Source organism: Paenibacillus sp. ACRSA (assembly GCF_022346845.1).
Taxonomy (GTDB): Bacteria; Bacillota; Bacilli; order Paenibacillales; family Paenibacillaceae; genus Paenibacillus.
In genome coordinates this window covers 37,961-54,728 of sequence record NZ_JAKRNP010000004.1, presented here as the reverse complement: position 1 = coordinate 54,728, position 16,768 = coordinate 37,961, and the positions used below count along the sequence as shown (strand labels likewise).

Below are 16,768 nucleotides of genomic sequence, written 5' to 3'. Positions count from 1 at the left end.
AAAACACCAGCGGAGAAGCGTGCTAACGGACAGTGAAAATTTCCTTCAATTTACATCCAAAGGAAGGTTTTCGCTGCTTTAACGCAGCAGTATTAGTGTACCAGTACCTTTTTTCAAAGTCAAATCAAATAGCGAACAATTAGATATAGTAAAACTATAATGTTCGGAATTTACGCTATATTCCGACGCAAAAAACCGGCGAAGCCAGTCAAAACATGTCTGACGGCTAACCCCGGTTCCTTATCGTGCGTGTTCAATACTACATGGCGAAGGCGTCGTTATGTGCCCTCTCGTAGTTTACGAATTTATTAAAGTTCTTCAGGAACACTAATTCCACCGTGCCTACCGGACCATTACGCTGTTTAGCAATAATAATCTCAATAATATTTTTCTTCTCGGTTTCCTGATTGTAATAATCGTCCCGGTACAGGAACGCTACGATGTCAGCATCTTGCTCGATCGATCCAGATTCCCGCAAGTCACTCATCATCGGACGTTTATCCTGACGTTGCTCTACGCCCCGGCTTAGCTGAGACAAGGCAATAACCGGAACTTCTAGTTCCCGGCCAATCTGTTTCAGTGTACGTGAAATCTCGGATACCTCTTGTTGACGGTTCTCCCCTGCTTTACCCCGTCCACTAATGAGTTGCAAATAATCAATTAGAATCATGCCAAGGCCTTTTTCCTTTTTGAGACGACGGCATTTGGCACGAATATCGGCCACCGTAATCCCTGGCGTATCATCGATATAGATATCTGCTTCGTTTAGCGCAGCGATACCCATCGTTAGCTTCTGCCAGTCCTCATCACCTTTAAATTCACCCGTACGCAGAACCCCTGCATCCAGATTGGCTTCTGCACAGATCATCCGTTGTACAAGCTGTGCGGCTGACATCTCCAGACTGAAGATAGCTACCGTCTCTTGTGCGCGAATCCCTACATTCTGAGCGATATTCAAAGCAAAGGCTGTCTTACCTACTGAAGGACGCGCAGCTACAATGATCAAGTCACTACGCTGGAATCCGGCAGTCATTTTGTCGAGATCGATAAACCCGGACGGGATGCCCGTCGTGGTTCCACGGTTTTGATGAAGCGTCTCGACTTTATCGAATACCTCCATGAGTACATCCTGAATGGCAATAAAACCGCTACTAGAACGCCGGTTAGAGATCTCCAAAATGCGCCGTTCTGCTTCACCGAGCATGCCAGCAACGTCTTCACCGCCAGTATATCCTTCGCTAACAATCTGCGTAGCTGTACGAATCAGACGACGCAGCATCGATTTCTCTTCAATAATCTGAGCGTAATAGTCTACGTTCGCGGCTGTAGGTACACCATGAGCCAGCTTAGCCAGATAACTAACGCCGCCGATGTCCTCAAGCTCACCTTTATCCTTCAGAAGCGAAGTCAGTGTTACGAGGTCAATCGGTTGATTTCCCTCACCCAGCTGAATCATCGCTTCAAAAATTAATTGATGGGGCTTGTCATAGAAATCCTCGGTTTGCACCCGTTCCATCGCTGTAATCAGAGCTTCGCCCTGCAACAGGATTGCACCCAGCACAGCCTGTTCGGCTTCCAGGTTCTGTGGGGGAATCCGGTCGAATAACATTTCGCCGCCCATCTTATTCCTCCGTTACTTGTACTTTCAAGGTTGCCTTCACTTCAGGGTGAATCTTGACAGATACTTGCGTTACACCGAGAGTACGAATAGGCTCGTCCAACTCAATTTTACGCTTATCGATTTTCAGACCTTTAGCTGCAAGAGCTTCTGCGATCTGTTTAGATGTAATTGCACCGAACAGACGGCCACTTTCGCCGGACTTCGCCTTAAGCTCCGTCACTTCTGATTCGAGTTTTTTGCCTAGTGCTTCTGCTTCTGCCTTCTCTTCCTGTTTGCGTCTTTCTTCAGCCGCATTCTGGTTGTCGAGCGTCTTCATGTTTCCGTCTGTTGCTATACGAGCAATTCCCCGTGGTAACAAGAAGTTCTGTGCATAACCTTCAGAAACTTCCTTCACTTGCCCTTTCTTGCCTTGACCCTTCATATCTTTTATAAAAATGACCTTCATTCGAACAGCCCCTCTTCCTTTTCGATTTCAGCAAGTACGTTCATCAGCCGTTTTTCTGCCTCTCCCAACGTACCTTCAAGCTGTACAGCAGCATTGGTTAAATGTCCGCCACCGCCAAGTTTCTCCATAACGACCTGTACATTCATCCGTCCCAGTGATCGAGCACTGATGCCAATTAGCCCATCTGGGCGCTCACTGATCACAAATGATGCAACGACATCGGTCATGTTCAGCAATGTGTCCGCCACTTGGGCGATCATCATCTGTGAAATCTTGCTGCCAGGGTCTGTGACCGCCAGCGCAATGTTCCCATATACCATTTTAGCATGCTTTATGATTTCTGCCTTAGCAATATATTCTGACAGATCCTCTTTCATCAAGCGTTGGATCATGATGGTGTCTGCACCACTACGGCGTAAAAAGCCTGCTGCTTCAAATGTACGTGAACCTGTATGCAATGCAAAATGCTTCGTATCCACGGTAATTCCCGCTAACAGTGCTGTTGCTTCAAGTGGTGTAAATTGCACTTTGTCATGAATATATTGCAACAGCTCGGTCACTAGCTCCGCAGCCGATGAAGCGTATGGCTCCAAGTAGATGAGTACCGCATCATTAATAAATTCTTCTCCGCGGCGATGATGATCCACAACGACTACACGCGTAGCTGCTTGCACTAATTTCGGTTCCATTGTCATCGAAGCTTTGTGTGTATCCACCACGACGAGCAACGTATGCTCAGTCATCATCTGTGTTGCTTGTTCAGGCGATACAAATGCTTTGGACAGCTTCTCATCCTTGTTCACTTGCTCCATCATGCGTTCAATTGATGGATTCGGCCCATCAAGGACGATTCGCGCTTCTACATTGTATAAACTAGCCGCCTTCCATACACCAATAGAGGCACCGATTGCATCCATATCCGGAATTTTATGCCCCATAACGAGCACACGGTCACTCTCTTGCATCAGATCACGCAGCGCATGAGCAATCACCCTTGCTCTTACTCGTGTGCGTTTCTCAACAGCATTCGATTTACCACCATAGAAGGACAAGCGCTGTCCTGACTTCACGGCAGCCTGGTCACCACCGCGACCAAGTGCCATATCGAGACTTGATTGAGCAAGCTCTCCCATTTCTCCAATGCTATCCGATCCAAAGGCTAGACCGATACTGAGCGTCATTGGAACTTTGAGGTCAGCAGTCATTTCACGGACTTCATCCAAAATAACAAATCGGCTCTGCTCCAACTCTTGCAACGACTTATAGTTCAGCATCATAAGATACCGATCTGAGGACAAGCGTCGCAGATATACCTCATAACGCTTAGCCCAGGATGTGATCTCGCTCGTTACACGCGCGATTAACGCGGTTCGCTGCTGATCATCCATGCCTTGCGCTGCTTCATCAAGATTATCGAGCACTAAGATACCCAGTGCCATACGTTCATTTTCATATTTATCACGAAGAATAGCGAGTTCTGTCATCTCGTAGACATACACATACCGCTCCTGCGGATTATGGATTACACCGTAATACCGGTCATCCAACTGGAATTCATCATGAAGTTCCCTGGTCAGCTCCTTGGTTCCATCTTTTTTCTCTTTTGGTTGAGGAAGATTGGGAAACAAGTTTTGGAGCGGGTTACCTACCATCGTTTTTTCATGGAACATATCTGCAATGAAACGATTATGCCACTCTACCGTACGATCCTCACTGTACAACACAATGCCGAATGGAAGCATACCTACGGCTTCGCCTTCCATTCGTTTGATCCGAATAGACAGTCCATTAATGTAGTCATTCAACTCTCGACGGAACGCTAGCTCCGCCTTAATCATGACGATCCCCAGCGCCGAAGCCAGAAGTAGACTAACCAAACCAAGCGTCCAGTTATAAATGGTCACCAACATAACTAGCAGTAGCAGCATTATGAACGCCCATACGGTATAGTAGCCGTGCCAGCGTTTCTTCAGAAATTTAGGCAAGACTCATCACCCTAACGTTTTGGTTTCGTTATTGCCTCGCGAAGCGGGAACACCAGATCAATAACTCCGATAATTCGTAGCGGACCAATGAAGAAGACCGCAGCCGCAAGTAAATACGGTATAACTGGATTCCACTTCTTCGCATGAGAAAGGAAGAAGAAGAAGCCTATCGCTTGAATCATGAAGCCGAGATTAATTAATGGCGACAAGTTGGCCGCAATCATCGACCAATACGACCCATCATTCTCACCAGACATGAGCGTAAAGATTAGTGCAAGGAAGTAATACCATATGAGGGCACGCGGCATACGCCATTCACGTGCTGGCGGGAAATTAGCTACACTCACACCCATTACATTCAGAATTGGACGTGCAATGAGATGTGTAATGAGCGACATCACAAGTGCAGTCACTACGAGAGCGAACGGAATTAAGAGCTGCGTTCGTCTGGCCACATCCTCTGTCATTTCAGGCGTCCATACAAATCCATTGACCAGTCCATCTGAAGCTGTCAGTGGCTCCGTAGCCAGTTTCACCATGTCCTCAATATAGTTATACAGATTGAAATGGAACAGAACGCTCCCGATCAGCAGCATCAACAAGTATTCAGCCAAGATTGCACCACTGCCCGCCAGGAAGGCAAACAGAGCTGATTTTCCTTTTTTGAAGGCATGCCCCATTACGATTGCTGGCACCGTAAACACAACTAAGAATATGAGATACAACGGTTCAATCATGAATAATATTATGGCGACTGGGATGAGATGCACGACAAACGATTTAACAGATAAGTACGCATACAGAATCACACCTGGTACGAGCATGAAAAATACCGTGAGCACCGATAAAGGCGTTATAAGCGATAGTAACAAGAGCAGAAACACAACGCTCCAAATAACTGATTTAAAGCTAAAATTCAACAAATTCACCTCTTACGCATATGATCTTCAAGCGCGGATATATCTTGGTACCAATCTTCCAATTGGTGACCTTCCGATTTGTGCTTCTTCAGCTTTTCCACAAGCAGTGCATCTAGATCCTTGAAAGGAATACCGAGCCTGCGGCCCAATATGTAACTACTCATCATCAGACTGGCTAGACTGTCTCCGATCCGGGAAGTACTGCCTTCCCACAAGGCTTTGAACAATCGAGACACTTGGTCAAGTACTTCGGTTTTCAGCCACTCAATCACTTTAGCGCGTTTGGCTACATCCAGTTCTTTAGGCATATTGGCGAAAGTCACTCTCCCCGAAAAAGCTTTATTCTCCATTATAACATAAAAAGGGGGGCTACAAAATGTTCCCTTATGCGAAGGGAATTACCCGCCTTTTTCTGCTCTCCCACTGTTTAACATGGTACTGAGCGGCTCGGATTATCCCTGTGCCAGTAACGTTTTTAATTTCTTATTTTGCCTTCATGGATTCCTTAGCTACAATGCCTTCACAATATTCTATGATCTGGCTACGACGGACAATGCCTATAAAGCGTTCCATATCATCGACGACAGGTACAAAGTTCTGAACCTTAGCCAGGTTAATAAGATCCTCCATATTGGCATTAATGGATACCGGCTTAATATCTAGGCGAAGTGGTACTTCCTTAAGGAGGAATTTTGAAGCGTTTTCAAATGTGATCTTTCCCTCGGCATTCTTCATGTACCACAATAGATCACCCTCGGTGACCGTACCTATATATTTGCCTTCCTTATTCAAAATGGGCACCGCTGTGAAGCGATGATACTCCATCCGTTCCAATGTTTGCCGCAGAGTAGAATCCGATGTTACACATGTAACCTCTTGCTTAGGCAGCAAAAAAAATGCGATGTTCATACCCTCACGTATCCCCCTCACGAATTTCGACTTACAACTAATCCTCAACCCATATTATACGTTTCAAAACGTAAGATGTTCCAAAAGGTCTCGTCGCTCTTCTGAAAAAGAAAAAACAGCAGCCCGCAAATAAACGCCGTACTGCTGATTATAATCAAGCCTCTGTATGGAATTCGTTACTCGATCTTCTGCCGGTCTGGTATCATCAAGGCGCCGGCTGGGGTCGATTCATCCATCCAGTTGGTAATCAGCTCTTTGGCATATTGGACGTCTTTCTCATCCGCTTTACCATAGTAGATCCCGTCTTTGCGCATACCTTCACCTAGAATCGTGAAGCTAGAAATTTGTGGTTTCTCTTGTGTCAGCACCTGTTTCGCCAGATCAACGATAAAGGATGGACGCATATCTGTCTGGAAGTTGTCTCCCATAATCTCCAACAGCTCTGGAATCTTGCCGATTGAATTAAGATTAAGCATTTTATTCGCCATCGCGTTCAGGAATATTTGCTGCCGCTTGGTACGATTAAAGTCACTATCCTCGCGATATCGAACATAATACAGCGCTTCTTGACCGTCATAGATCGGTTTGCCACCTTCAATAGTGAATTGCACATGATCCGGATGTTTATTTACAATATCCTCTTCAATCGGCAAACTCACCCCGCCAAGCGCGTCTACAACTCTTTTGATTCCATCAAAATTAATGGTGGCATAGTATCCTACATCTGCGTTCAAGAATTTCTCCACCGTATTGATGGACATATTCTCCCCTCCGAACGCGTAGGCATGCGCAATTTTGTCGTAATCGTCTTCCCCATCCTTATTCGCGTCACGTCCTACGATTTGCACATACGTGTCACGTGGGATCGAAACGAGAAGTACACGGGATTCCTTAGGACGAACAACCGCATAGATGACCGTATCGGAACGGCCTCTTGTTTTCTCATACGCGCGTTTATCCGAACCGAGCAGAAGTACAGAAAATGGCTCTTTACGATACACCGTCGGATCTGGCGTATTATTGCCTTCCTGCGGAACATAAGAACGAGACAACTGATCTTCAACTGAATTTGCCAAAAAAAGATCAAATGCAGCAACAGCTAGCTGCTGACGGAACAAATACCCGCCAATTAACAAAACCACGAGCGAAACGAGAGTTATATATAGACCTTTTCTTCTTTTCTTCTTCTTTTCTTTAGTTCTTCTTGTCATCCTTCGATTCCTTCTTCACTATAAAAATCAATTGCATACCTACCATTAAACGTGCCTAACGGCCTATGACTCGGCGTTCTCTAATGTTTTCTCTATATCATTCAGAACACCGCTAACGCTCGTTCTATTGTAAACATTGCTACATGAGTAAAAGTTACAATCCGGTTAAATTGAAAAGAACAGCTCCCATATATAAACCGCATAAAGGAACTGTTCTGATCATTAGATGTTATATTCAAAATTATAAACTCAATCATAAACTTACTTAAGAGAGATCTACAGCGCTCCCCTTTTCTCTATTCCGCAGAACCCCTGTAATCAATGCAGCTACCAGGGTTAATACACTGAAAATAACTGCTGACCAGAACAGGCCGTTGTATCCTTGACCTGTCGTCACGTGGAGAGCCTGCAGTATAGTGTCTCGAATGCCAGGGTCAGGAATCTGTGATAACCCCTCAGTCAGACTTGAGACATCACTACCTGATGCTCCCCCTGTGGTATATTGTTGAAGCATCTCAGGAGATACTTGTATTCCCTGATCAGCAAAACCATCCTGAATATTAGTTCCCAGGTTAGAGAACGAACGCGCCAGAAAACCTGCAAAGATCGTAGGAGCAATGGCCATCGCCATCTGGCGGAATAACGAGCTGGTTGCCACGGCAATCCCTTTATTGTTCTCACCTGCCTGTTCCGTCACAAGCACGTTTACTGGAGCACCCAGCATCATACCAAATCCGATACCTACAAGTGTACTCGCGATAACGAACTGCCAGATATGCTCAACCCATAACGGGAATAACAGGAATCCAATTGCCGACAGAAGCCCTGCCACAGACAACGTCCAGATTGGTCCTTTCTTATCCACTAAATAACCGCCGCCTCCTGCCCCAATCCCTGAAGCCAGCGCAAGTGGCGTAAACCAGTAACCTGAGGCTGTGTTAGACACACCCAGATACTGCTCTACGAAGCCAGGAATGAAGATGACCGAAGCTAGAATAGCGCCTGAGAAAAAGGCGATGAGCAGTGTCCAGCGGAAGGACGCAATACCCAGCAACTGTGTGGACACAACCGGTTCACGTCCTGATCCTTCGAGCCTTCTCTCAAGAAAGTAGAATACAATCAGAACAATTACCCCCAACAAGAAAAACCCGTAAAACATCGGTGAACCTAAGCTTTGCATCATATTTACGCCATCTAAATTACTGAAGCTGTACATGAGACTGAGCACACCAAGGGTTAGAACTGCAATCCCACTCCAGTCCACTGCTGCACGGTTCAATTCCTGTTCATCCTGAATATAACGTATACCCGCGATGAACAACAAGATTGCAATCGGTACATTGATGAGAAATAACCAGTGCCAGTTCCCTGTCATATCCAAAATAAAAGCACCGACGTTTGGCCCCAGGATGGCAGCCACCCCATTCATACCTCCCAGTAAGCCTAATGCTGTACCTTGCCTCTCTGCTGGAAACTTACTGAGTACATAGGAACTTGCAATGATGAAAATCCCTCCACCGCCCAGAGCCTGAATAACACGAGCAATAAGGAAGAACGTAAACGATGTACTTAATGCTACAAGCAAAGAACCAATCCCGAACAAAGCTACTTCAATAAGAAATAACTTCTTCCGACCATATCGGTCTGAAAGTTTACCTGCAATAGGCACACTCACAGCAAGACCTAGAGTATATAATGTAATCGTCCATGCACCCCAAGTTGGTGATACCCCAAATGAGGCATTCAGCGTCGTTAGAGACGATGTGATGATCCCATTATCCAGTGCCGCCATAAATACCCCGACTGCAAACAGAATTAACGGCCATTTCATTTGTTTCTGCATCTCGTGTTACCTCCCGATCACATCATAATTTAGCGATAGATAAACGGACTTATTAAACGCACACAAACTGAACTGATACATCTATATTAAACACTTAAGAACAATTATGACTCACTGGTCATTTTAAATCAAATCCATTTGTTATGTCAATTTATAAATATATAATTGCATGCGATTATTATACCCTATACAGCAAAAATACCGCCCAACGATTCCGTAGAATCTGAGGGCGGTACTCATGTATTATAATGTACGTCTCTTTTTATCTGTTTACATGACCTTGTATGATGATGAATATCGAGTTGATCAAGCTAATAACTCGTTGACTTACTTCATCAGGTGACGATTGAGGAATTTCTCAATCGCTCTGTACAGATCCAACTGGTTTTCTACATTGGCGAAGCCATGACCTTCATTTGTTTTTAACATATAAGGTACGTCTACCCCGCGCTCACGTAGCGCTTCAACGATCTGGTCTGATTCAGCCTGTTTAACGCGTGGGTCATTCGCTCCTTGAACGACGAACAAAGGTGCCTCCATCTGATCAATATGGAATAAAGGCGAGATCGCCGTAAGCAGCTCCTTATCCTTCTCTGGATCACCTACACGCTCATAGAACATGTTGCGCTCTGATTCCCAATATGGTGGCAGTGAATCCAGCAAAGTGAAGATGTTGGAAGGACCAACATAGCTGATTCCAGCAGCATATACGTCTGGAGTGAACGCCAGACCAGCCAAAGCAGCATATCCACCATAAGATGCACCGTAGATTGCTACTCGATCTGCATCAACAGTTCCTTCTTCGATCAACCAATTTACGCCGTCTGTAATGTCGTTCTGCATTGCTTTGCCCCACTGTTTATTGCCTGCATCCAGGAATTCCTTACCGTAACCAGTAGATCCACGGAAGTTGACCTGTAGCACAGCGTAGCCTCGGCTAGCGAGGAATTGGATCTCAGGGTTATATCCCCATGAATCACGAGCCCAAGGTCCACCATGTGGTACAACAACAAGTGGCAACTGGGAAGCTTCGACTCCCTTCGGCAATGTCAGATATCCATGGATGGTCAATCCATCACGTGATTTGTACGAGATTGGTTTCATGTCGGACATTTTGTTCTCGTCAATCCATGGCGCAGCATCAGCTAGTTTATCCAGCTTGCCTGTCACTGAATCATAGAAGTAGTACGTGCCCATCGATTTGTCACTATAGGAAACGAATAATACTTGACCTTCTTCACTGATACTAGACAGGCTAATCTCTTTGCCTGGTACCTTAGCCTTGATGTCATCCATCAGCTTTTTGAAATCAGTATCGAAAAATTCATAGTTTACTTTATCCGTTTCGTAAATAGCTGCAAGAATGGTTCCTTTCGTTTTGGATGGTACAAAACTTGTGACATCTACTTCTTTATTTTCGAAGATCGTCTTGGTTACTTGCTTGGTGCTAGGACTATACTCAACGATAGCTGATTTGTCCCGATCCAAGTTGGAGATTGCATAAATATTCTTGTTATCATACGTGAACATAACTGGCGCAAAAGTCTCTCCAAGCTTCGTTGTTAACAACGGCTCAAATGGCTTATCCTCGGATTCACGATACATCAATGAAGATACATTGCCATCACTTGATACAGCCACACGAATTTTGCCCTCATGGTCTGTGAGCCAGCCCGTAATGTTTCCTGGGTTCTCTGCAGCAAGAATGGCCTCACCTGTGTTGATATTGATCCGATATACATCGAAGATTTGAGGGTCACGTTTATTCATGGCCACCAGAATTTCATCTGGCACACCCTCGAGCGGATCAATCAAAGTGGCTCTGGTGTTAGGGTATGGTGTGAGATCCTTATTGTTTTTGCCATCGATATCCGTCACATAGATGTGGTAATTCTCGTCTCCTGCCGCATCCTTGATGTAGAGCAACTTATTATCGGTTGCCCATCCAAATCCCATGATACTCCGTTCAGACTCGCTCGTAACTCGAACAGACTTGTCCTGTCCATTCTCCTTAACCACAATATTCATACGGTTATTCCACGGCTCCAAGTAAGCGAGATGTTTACCATCCGGAGACATCTGGAATCCTGCCTGAGCAGGCTGTTTGAAGAAGTCCTCTAGCGGTGTAAGACCCTCAGACTTCACATCCAGGCCTAGCGCAAGATATAGAGCATCAGCGAACTCTCCATGAGTTACCGATTGTTTGGCATTAAATGCCGAACCTTCAATAATAAAATGTTGCTTGATCCGTACAGCATCTTCCACATGAACTGCTGGAATTTGCTTCATATCACTGTATACAACCTGAATACCGTTATCTTTTAATTCAAATGCCCGTGTGAACAACGAGGCCATCTGTGCCCGTGTCAGTGGTGCATCTGGAGCATAACCTTTTGCTTTCCCTTGGATTAGCCCACTTTGCTTCAGAGCATAAATTGCCGGTGCAGCCTCATCACTCGCTAATACGTCCGCAAAACCAGTAAGTGAAGCTGGTGCATCCAGTTTAAGTACACGCTGTAAAATGACTGCTGCCTCTGCACGAGTAATCGGCGTGTTTGATTCTATTGTGCCATCTATGTACCCCAGTTGTTGTAGCGTTTGTGTTGCTTTTGAAGCGATCGTTTCTGCAACAGTTGCTGTAGGTTTAACAGCTTCCGCAGCTTGTACTGCAGGCTGAATCAGGGCAATAGACATTGCCATGCTTAGCGTTAGTGCATATACCTTCTTGCTAATTGAGTTCAATTCGTTTCCCCCTTATAAGTGAAATTCATAGTATTATGGAATATTCCGTAAATCCATCTTATCATGAGTAAGCTTATATTGGAAAGAACGCCCATCTGACACAGCCAGTATGGCATGATGGACATCCAAATTCTCGTTGCATGATTGTGGTATATTACTGCGATCCAGAAAACCCGTAGTTGAATAACTTCTTCGTTTCCACAAAGCGTCCTTCCCGGCTTTCGGAACCAAAGACAACTGAGATCAATCGTTTACCATTCCGTTCAGTTGTTCCGACAAAGTGGTACCCTGTATCCTCGTCGTATCCCGTCTTTAGTCCATCATTGCCATCATAAGCATATGGGCCACCTAGGGAGGACAACATCCAATTCGTATTGCTCATATACATGCCTCGCTGATGAATGGACACCTGCATCTGACTGGAGGTCTCTAAAATCTGTGGATAGTTCGTAATGAGGTATCTTGCTAACTTGCATGCATCTATAGCTGTCATCACGGTCTGCCCCTGAATGGCTTCAGGACGATTAGGACCCAGCAGCTTCTCGCTTAGTCCGGTTGAATTCGTAAATACTGTCGTATCTGTTAAACCAATAACCGCAGCTCTCTTATTCATTGCAGACACAAAGGCTTGTTCTGAGCCGCTGATATGTTCAGCGAGTGCAACTGCCGCATCATTCGCAGAATAAACGGCTACAATCTGAAACAACTCACGCACCGTAAACTGTTCCCCTTGCTTCAAGGCTAGATGGCTTCCACCAACTGAGCTTGCATACAGGCTAACCGTAACCGGATCTTCCCAATGGATATCTCCGTTTGTAATTGCATCAAGTACAAGCAATTCTGTCATTAACTTGCTAACCCCTGCTGGAGCTGTTCCTTCCGAACCGTTAAAGTCGAGTAAAATCTGCTCTGTTCTCATATCCATCAGCACAGCGGATTCAGCCTTAATTCCCGGTTTGCCTACCAACATGTCTGGTTTGACACCTAAATATATAATAATAAGCAGAGCTAACAGCATACCTGCACGTTTCCACCACTTTTTCATTACGAATTCACCTCTTACCTATATAGACGAAGTGAAGAGGCATTTTGTCTGCACTTTTTTGAAAAAAAGTTAAATTTTTTTTATTTTTTTGTCATCAAATAAAAACATGGATTCCTACACCCATGCCAGAGTGTAAAAATCCATGTTTAGATGATTCGTTTTATAACATCCTAGAAGAATGATTCATTGATCCAAGCATCGATTGTTACGAAGGACCCCAATCCTTAATCGATGTTAAATCATTGTGAAAGTAACCTTTGCTTCCAATAGTGGCACTTTAGATCATGCACACCTTTAGAATTACTCAGCTACAACAGCTTTGTCTGCATTAACAGCCAAATCATTCAAGTATACGCCAGTACCGTCACCAATTGCATAGTTCATTACACGTTTGTTAACAGGTACTACAACTGCACGATACAGTGTTGGGAATACAGGAACTTCATCAACCATGTACTGCTGCCATTCGTTGTAGATCTCTTTACGCTTGTCTACATCGAATGCTTCAGCGGATACACCTGCTGCCAGCAATCTGTCATTTTCTTCGCTAGAGAATCTAGAGAAGTTATACAGTGCATCGCGACCATACAATCCGGAAGGATCTACGTCAATACCAACGCCCCATGCTGCTTGATATACATCAATACTTGGATCGTCTTTACCTGTGTTACCTACACGGTCATAGAAGCTGTTAAACTCAACCATTTCCAGGTTTACTTTCAGACCGATTGCTGCCCATGATTGAACATAGTAACGTGCCAATGGTTCAGCTGTGTCTCCACCTGTCATAGATACGAAGTTGATTTCGAGTGGGGAACCGTCCGGGTTGGTACGGAATTCACCATCCAATTTGTAGCCAGCTTCGTCGAGCAATTTCTTCGCCGCTTCAGGGTCATATGCAGCACCTGGGTTGTTAGAATCGTGGAACTCAGGGTGAGATGGTGGAATCAGAGTTGTTGCATTCCAACGCAAACCGTTGTAGAAACGTTTACCAACTTGATCATTATCTACAGCCATCCACATTGCTTTACGCAAGTTTTTGTCGCCCATTTTAGCATCTGCATTGCTTACAACTTTACCGTTTGCTTCATCCCAAGTACCCAGTTTGAAACCGATGTACGTGTAAGCACGGTCAATGTTACCAAGGAATTCTACGTTAGACATGTCTGCATTGTCTTTATATTGATCTGTCGGGAACGCATCTACGAGGTCTACGCCGCCAGATTTCAATTCTTGAACAACCGTTGTTGGGTTAATAACTTTCAAAGTCACTTTGTCCAACTTCGGAGCTCCACGCCAGTAATCATCGTTCTTCACATAAGTTACAGATTCACCTGGAGTAATGGTTTCCACTTTAAATGGACCAAAACCAATTGGCGTTTCACGTACTTCTTTGGAAGAAGACATTTTAGCTACTTCCATATCACCGAAGATATGTTTAGCCAGTGGGTAAGTCCATACACCACCTGTCAACAGGGAAGGCGTGGATTCTTTGTACGTAATGCTGATTTGTTTGTCGCTCAGCACTTTAATACCAGAGATTGTATCTGCAGTACCTGCATGGAACTCGTCCATACCTACTACACTTGTGAAGTTAGAATCGTAACGAGGACCATCATAGTCTTTGCTACCAATAGTTTCATAAGCAAATTGTAGATCTTCAGCTGTTACCGGTTTACCATCATGCCAGTTCACGTTATCACGGATCGTCAATGTAAATGTTTTGCCATCCTCGGATGTTTCGTATGTTGCTGCACCATCATTGGTGTATACATAGTCTTTATCCCAATCTAGCAAACCTTCATCAAACCATCCAAGAACTTTGGAGTCCGGGTTACCGGAATAGAAGTTAAAGTTTAATGTACCTTCAAAAGCTGTATCAGAAACGAGACCATATGTGATTGATCCGCCTTCGATCGCTGTGCCTTCATTTGTCTTAACATTGTTGAAATCTTCAATGGAGTAAACGCCCTCTTCATTAGCAGGCTTTTCTTCCGTTTTCTCTTCCCCTTGGTTAGCCGTAGGCGCTGGAGTTGCTTCTTTCTCTGAGCTACATGCTGCAAGCACCAGTACGAAGACCAACATCATTGTGAAAAATATACCCCGTGAAAAAAATCCTTTTTTCATGAACCTTTCCTCCCTTTTTTTAACCTCTTCTTTGTCTTGCATCAGTCGCACGCTTCAGAGCTTGTCCGACATTATTTATACTCAACATCAATACTAGGATCAGTAGTGACGCAGGTAGCCATATCCACCATCTAAATTCCAAGGTTTGCGGATTACGAGCATAGCTTACGAGTGTTCCAAGACTAGGTGTGCTTTCAGGAAAACCAAACCCTAGGAAAGACAACCCGGATTCGAGGCCAATGTTGGCAGCGAGGTTCAACGTCATCGTTACGATGATAATCGAACTCAGATTAGGAAGAACCTGTGAGAAGATAATCTTCAGATGGGATGATCCCAATGTTTTTGATGCTTTTACATATTCTAGTTCACGCTCCTGTAATGCCTTGGATCGAATTAACCTAGCAATCCCCATCCATAGGAAAGCAGTCATGATTAGCGAGAACGAAATAATATTATATTTGGGTACTGCTGTAACAAACGCGATAACGATCATCATAAAGGGAAGAACCATGAAGAAATCGACAATACGCATGAAAATATTATCAACTAATCCTCCGAAGTAACCGGATAGAATACCGACAACGATTCCCAAGAAACCTGTCATTAGCGTAACCAGGATAGCAATCGTTAGTGAGTTACGTGTACCGATGATTAGTTGTCCGAATACATCACGACCTCCGTAGTCAGTCCCAAGCCAATATTGCGCAGAAGGCGGCTCATACAAGGCGAACAAATCTACTTTTACGATTTCGTCTTGATCCAAGAGCAGCGCTGTTCCATATACCAGTAATAAGACGACTCCCAAAAATATGAGCGAGATTAATGCAATCTTATCTCGGACAATTTCCCTCCACAATATGTTTAGGCTGGAGGGGCTTTTATCAATCTTCTGTGAAGTTATAACGACATCATTGGTCTTGCTCATCTTATTCACCCCGAAATCTTCAAGTTCTTACTTAATCCGAATACGCGGATCTACCAATCCCAGAATAATGTCAGACAACAATGATCCTAGAATTGTAGCTATACCAAATAGTAGGACAAGCGCTGTTACAACACTAAAATCTCGAAGAGAGATTGAGGTAAGGAACAACTGCCCCATGCCCGGATAACTGAATATACTCTCAATGAAAATCGTTCCTCCGATAAGCCCCGTAATCTCATAACCGAAGAATGCGGCGATCGGCAGTAGAGAGTTTCTCAAAATATGTCTGTTGTACACTCGTGATTCCGAGGCACCCTTGGCTCTAGCAGTAAGAACAAATTCTTTATGCTTGATATCAATAATTTCACTACGCAAGTACTGAACAGTTGATACCGTAGTAATCAATGCCATAGATAATGCCGGTAATAACAAATGATAGAACTTACTAGCAATGTACTCGAATGTTCCTGGCGTAAGTCCAGGTGCTACGCTGCCTCCCGTCGGGAATAAGCCAAAGTGGAAACCAAAAATCCACAACATAACGAGTGCAAAGATAAATAGAGGTGCTGCAAAACCTAGATAGGTATAACCCGTAATTAATCGGTCAGACCATGTGTCATTATAACGACCACTGATAATACCAAGTGGAATCGCAATTAAATACGTGAATACAAGTGTTGCAAAAGCGAGCCAGAATGTATTCGCTATACGTTGACCAATGAGATCCATAACCGGCATTTTAAATCGGAAGGATTGTCCAAAATCACCTTGTGCGGCATTTCTGATCCAGTCCCAATACTGCACATACCATGGATTATTAAGTCCAAGTCGTTCCCGCTGTTCATCCAGTGCTTTAGGATCAATGCTTGGATCAAGCAAACCGGTTAGTGCATCCCCTGGCATCGCTTTGGCCATCAAGAAGACCAAAAGACTGAGCAAAAAGATCTGAGGGATCATAATCATGATTCTTCGTACTATTATTTTCCACATGGTCT

The 16,768-nt window shown here is 44.4% G+C and carries 13 protein-coding genes; all 13 read right to left on the bottom strand.

The window, feature by feature from the left end; all coding sequences use genetic code 11:
- Positions 1 to 259: 259 nt before the first annotated feature.
- The 13 genes from dnaB to opp4B all read right to left on the bottom strand — a co-directional run bounded on the left by dnaB (position 260) and on the right by opp4B (position 16,763).
- Positions 260 to 1,621, bottom strand: coding sequence for a replicative DNA helicase (gene dnaB / locus MH215_RS13775; RefSeq protein ID WP_056697507.1), 1,362 nt, complete (start codon positions 1,619 to 1,621; stop codon positions 260 to 262).
- Position 1,622: 1 nt separating this feature from the next.
- Positions 1,623 to 2,066 (bottom strand): 50S ribosomal protein L9, encoded by a 444-nt coding sequence (rplI, locus tag MH215_RS13770; protein WP_239290882.1) that lies wholly within the window; start codon positions 2,064 to 2,066, stop codon positions 1,623 to 1,625.
- Positions 2,063 to 4,051 carry a DHH family phosphoesterase gene (locus tag MH215_RS13765; protein ID WP_056697511.1) on the bottom strand — a complete coding sequence of 663 codons (1,989 nt, stop codon included), beginning with the start codon at positions 4,049 to 4,051 and terminating at the stop codon, positions 2,063 to 2,065. The genes rplI and MH215_RS13765 overlap by 4 nt, the downstream gene beginning before the upstream one ends.
- An 11-nt stretch (positions 4,052 to 4,062) precedes the next feature.
- Positions 4,063 to 4,980, bottom strand: a complete 918-nt coding sequence (locus MH215_RS13760; RefSeq protein WP_239290881.1) for a DUF2232 domain-containing protein — start codon at positions 4,978 to 4,980, stop codon at positions 4,063 to 4,065.
- Complete coding sequence (locus MH215_RS13755) at positions 4,977 to 5,279, bottom strand: MazG-like family protein (RefSeq protein WP_056697513.1); 303 nt, start codon at positions 5,277 to 5,279, stop codon at positions 4,977 to 4,979. Before MH215_RS13755 ends, MH215_RS13760 begins: the two co-directional genes overlap by 4 nt.
- A 175-nt stretch (positions 5,280 to 5,454) precedes the next feature.
- Complete coding sequence (locus tag MH215_RS13750; RefSeq protein ID WP_056697515.1) at positions 5,455 to 5,880, bottom strand: CBS domain-containing protein; 426 nt, start codon at positions 5,878 to 5,880, stop codon at positions 5,455 to 5,457.
- Positions 5,881 to 6,056: 176 nt separating this feature from the next.
- Positions 6,057 to 7,091, bottom strand: a complete 1,035-nt coding sequence (locus MH215_RS13745; RefSeq protein WP_239290880.1) for an LCP family protein — start codon at positions 7,089 to 7,091, stop codon at positions 6,057 to 6,059.
- Positions 7,092 to 7,356: 265 nt separating this feature from the next.
- Complete coding sequence (locus tag MH215_RS13740; protein ID WP_239290879.1) at positions 7,357 to 8,934, bottom strand: MFS transporter; 1,578 nt, start codon at positions 8,932 to 8,934, stop codon at positions 7,357 to 7,359.
- A gap of 327 nt (positions 8,935 to 9,261) precedes the next feature.
- A complete protein-coding gene (locus tag MH215_RS13735; protein WP_239290878.1) occupies positions 9,262 to 11,676 on the bottom strand; it encodes a S9 family peptidase in 2,415 nt (804 codons plus the stop codon).
- 154 nt (positions 11,677 to 11,830) lie between these two features.
- Entirely contained in the window at positions 11,831 to 12,721 is an 891-nt protein-coding gene (locus MH215_RS13730; RefSeq protein WP_239290877.1) for a D-alanyl-D-alanine carboxypeptidase family protein, read from the bottom strand.
- Positions 12,722 to 13,021: 300 nt separating this feature from the next.
- Complete coding sequence (locus MH215_RS13725; RefSeq protein ID WP_239290876.1) at positions 13,022 to 14,848, bottom strand: oligopeptide ABC transporter substrate-binding protein; 1,827 nt, start codon at positions 14,846 to 14,848, stop codon at positions 13,022 to 13,024.
- Positions 14,849 to 14,867: 19 nt separating this feature from the next.
- Complete coding sequence (locus MH215_RS13720; RefSeq protein ID WP_239290874.1) at positions 14,868 to 15,773, bottom strand: ABC transporter permease; 906 nt, start codon at positions 15,771 to 15,773, stop codon at positions 14,868 to 14,870.
- A 27-nt stretch (positions 15,774 to 15,800) separates the two neighbouring features.
- Positions 15,801 to 16,763: an oligopeptide ABC transporter permease gene (opp4B, locus tag MH215_RS13715; protein ID WP_056697529.1), complete on the bottom strand. Its 963-nt coding sequence runs from the start codon at positions 16,761 to 16,763 to the stop codon at positions 15,801 to 15,803.
- Between the last annotated feature and the right edge of the window lie 5 nt (positions 16,764 to 16,768).

Coding starts and splice junctions, on each gene's coding strand:
- opp4B (WP_056697529.1), bottom strand. CDS start 16,763: ATGTGGAAAATAATAGTACGAAGAATCATGATTATGATCCCTCAGATC.
- MH215_RS13745 (WP_239290880.1), bottom strand. CDS start 7,091: ATGACAAGAAGAACTAAAGAAAAGAAGAAGAAAAGAAGAAAAGGTCTA.
- MH215_RS13755 (WP_056697513.1), bottom strand. CDS start 5,279: ATGCCTAAAGAACTGGATGTAGCCAAACGCGCTAAAGTGATTGAGTGG.
- dnaB (WP_056697507.1), bottom strand. CDS start 1,621: ATGGGCGGCGAAATGTTATTCGACCGGATTCCCCCACAGAACCTGGAA.
- MH215_RS13750 (WP_056697515.1), bottom strand. CDS start 5,880: ATGAACATCGCATTTTTTTTGCTGCCTAAGCAAGAGGTTACATGTGTA.
- rplI (WP_239290882.1), bottom strand. CDS start 2,066: ATGAAGGTCATTTTTATAAAAGATATGAAGGGTCAAGGCAAGAAAGGG.
- MH215_RS13730 (WP_239290877.1), bottom strand. CDS start 12,721: ATGAAAAAGTGGTGGAAACGTGCAGGTATGCTGTTAGCTCTGCTTATT.
- MH215_RS13740 (WP_239290879.1), bottom strand. CDS start 8,934: ATGCAGAAACAAATGAAATGGCCGTTAATTCTGTTTGCAGTCGGGGTA.
- MH215_RS13720 (WP_239290874.1), bottom strand. CDS start 15,773: ATGAGCAAGACCAATGATGTCGTTATAACTTCACAGAAGATTGATAAA.
- MH215_RS13725 (WP_239290876.1), bottom strand. CDS start 14,848: ATGAAAAAAGGATTTTTTTCACGGGGTATATTTTTCACAATGATGTTG.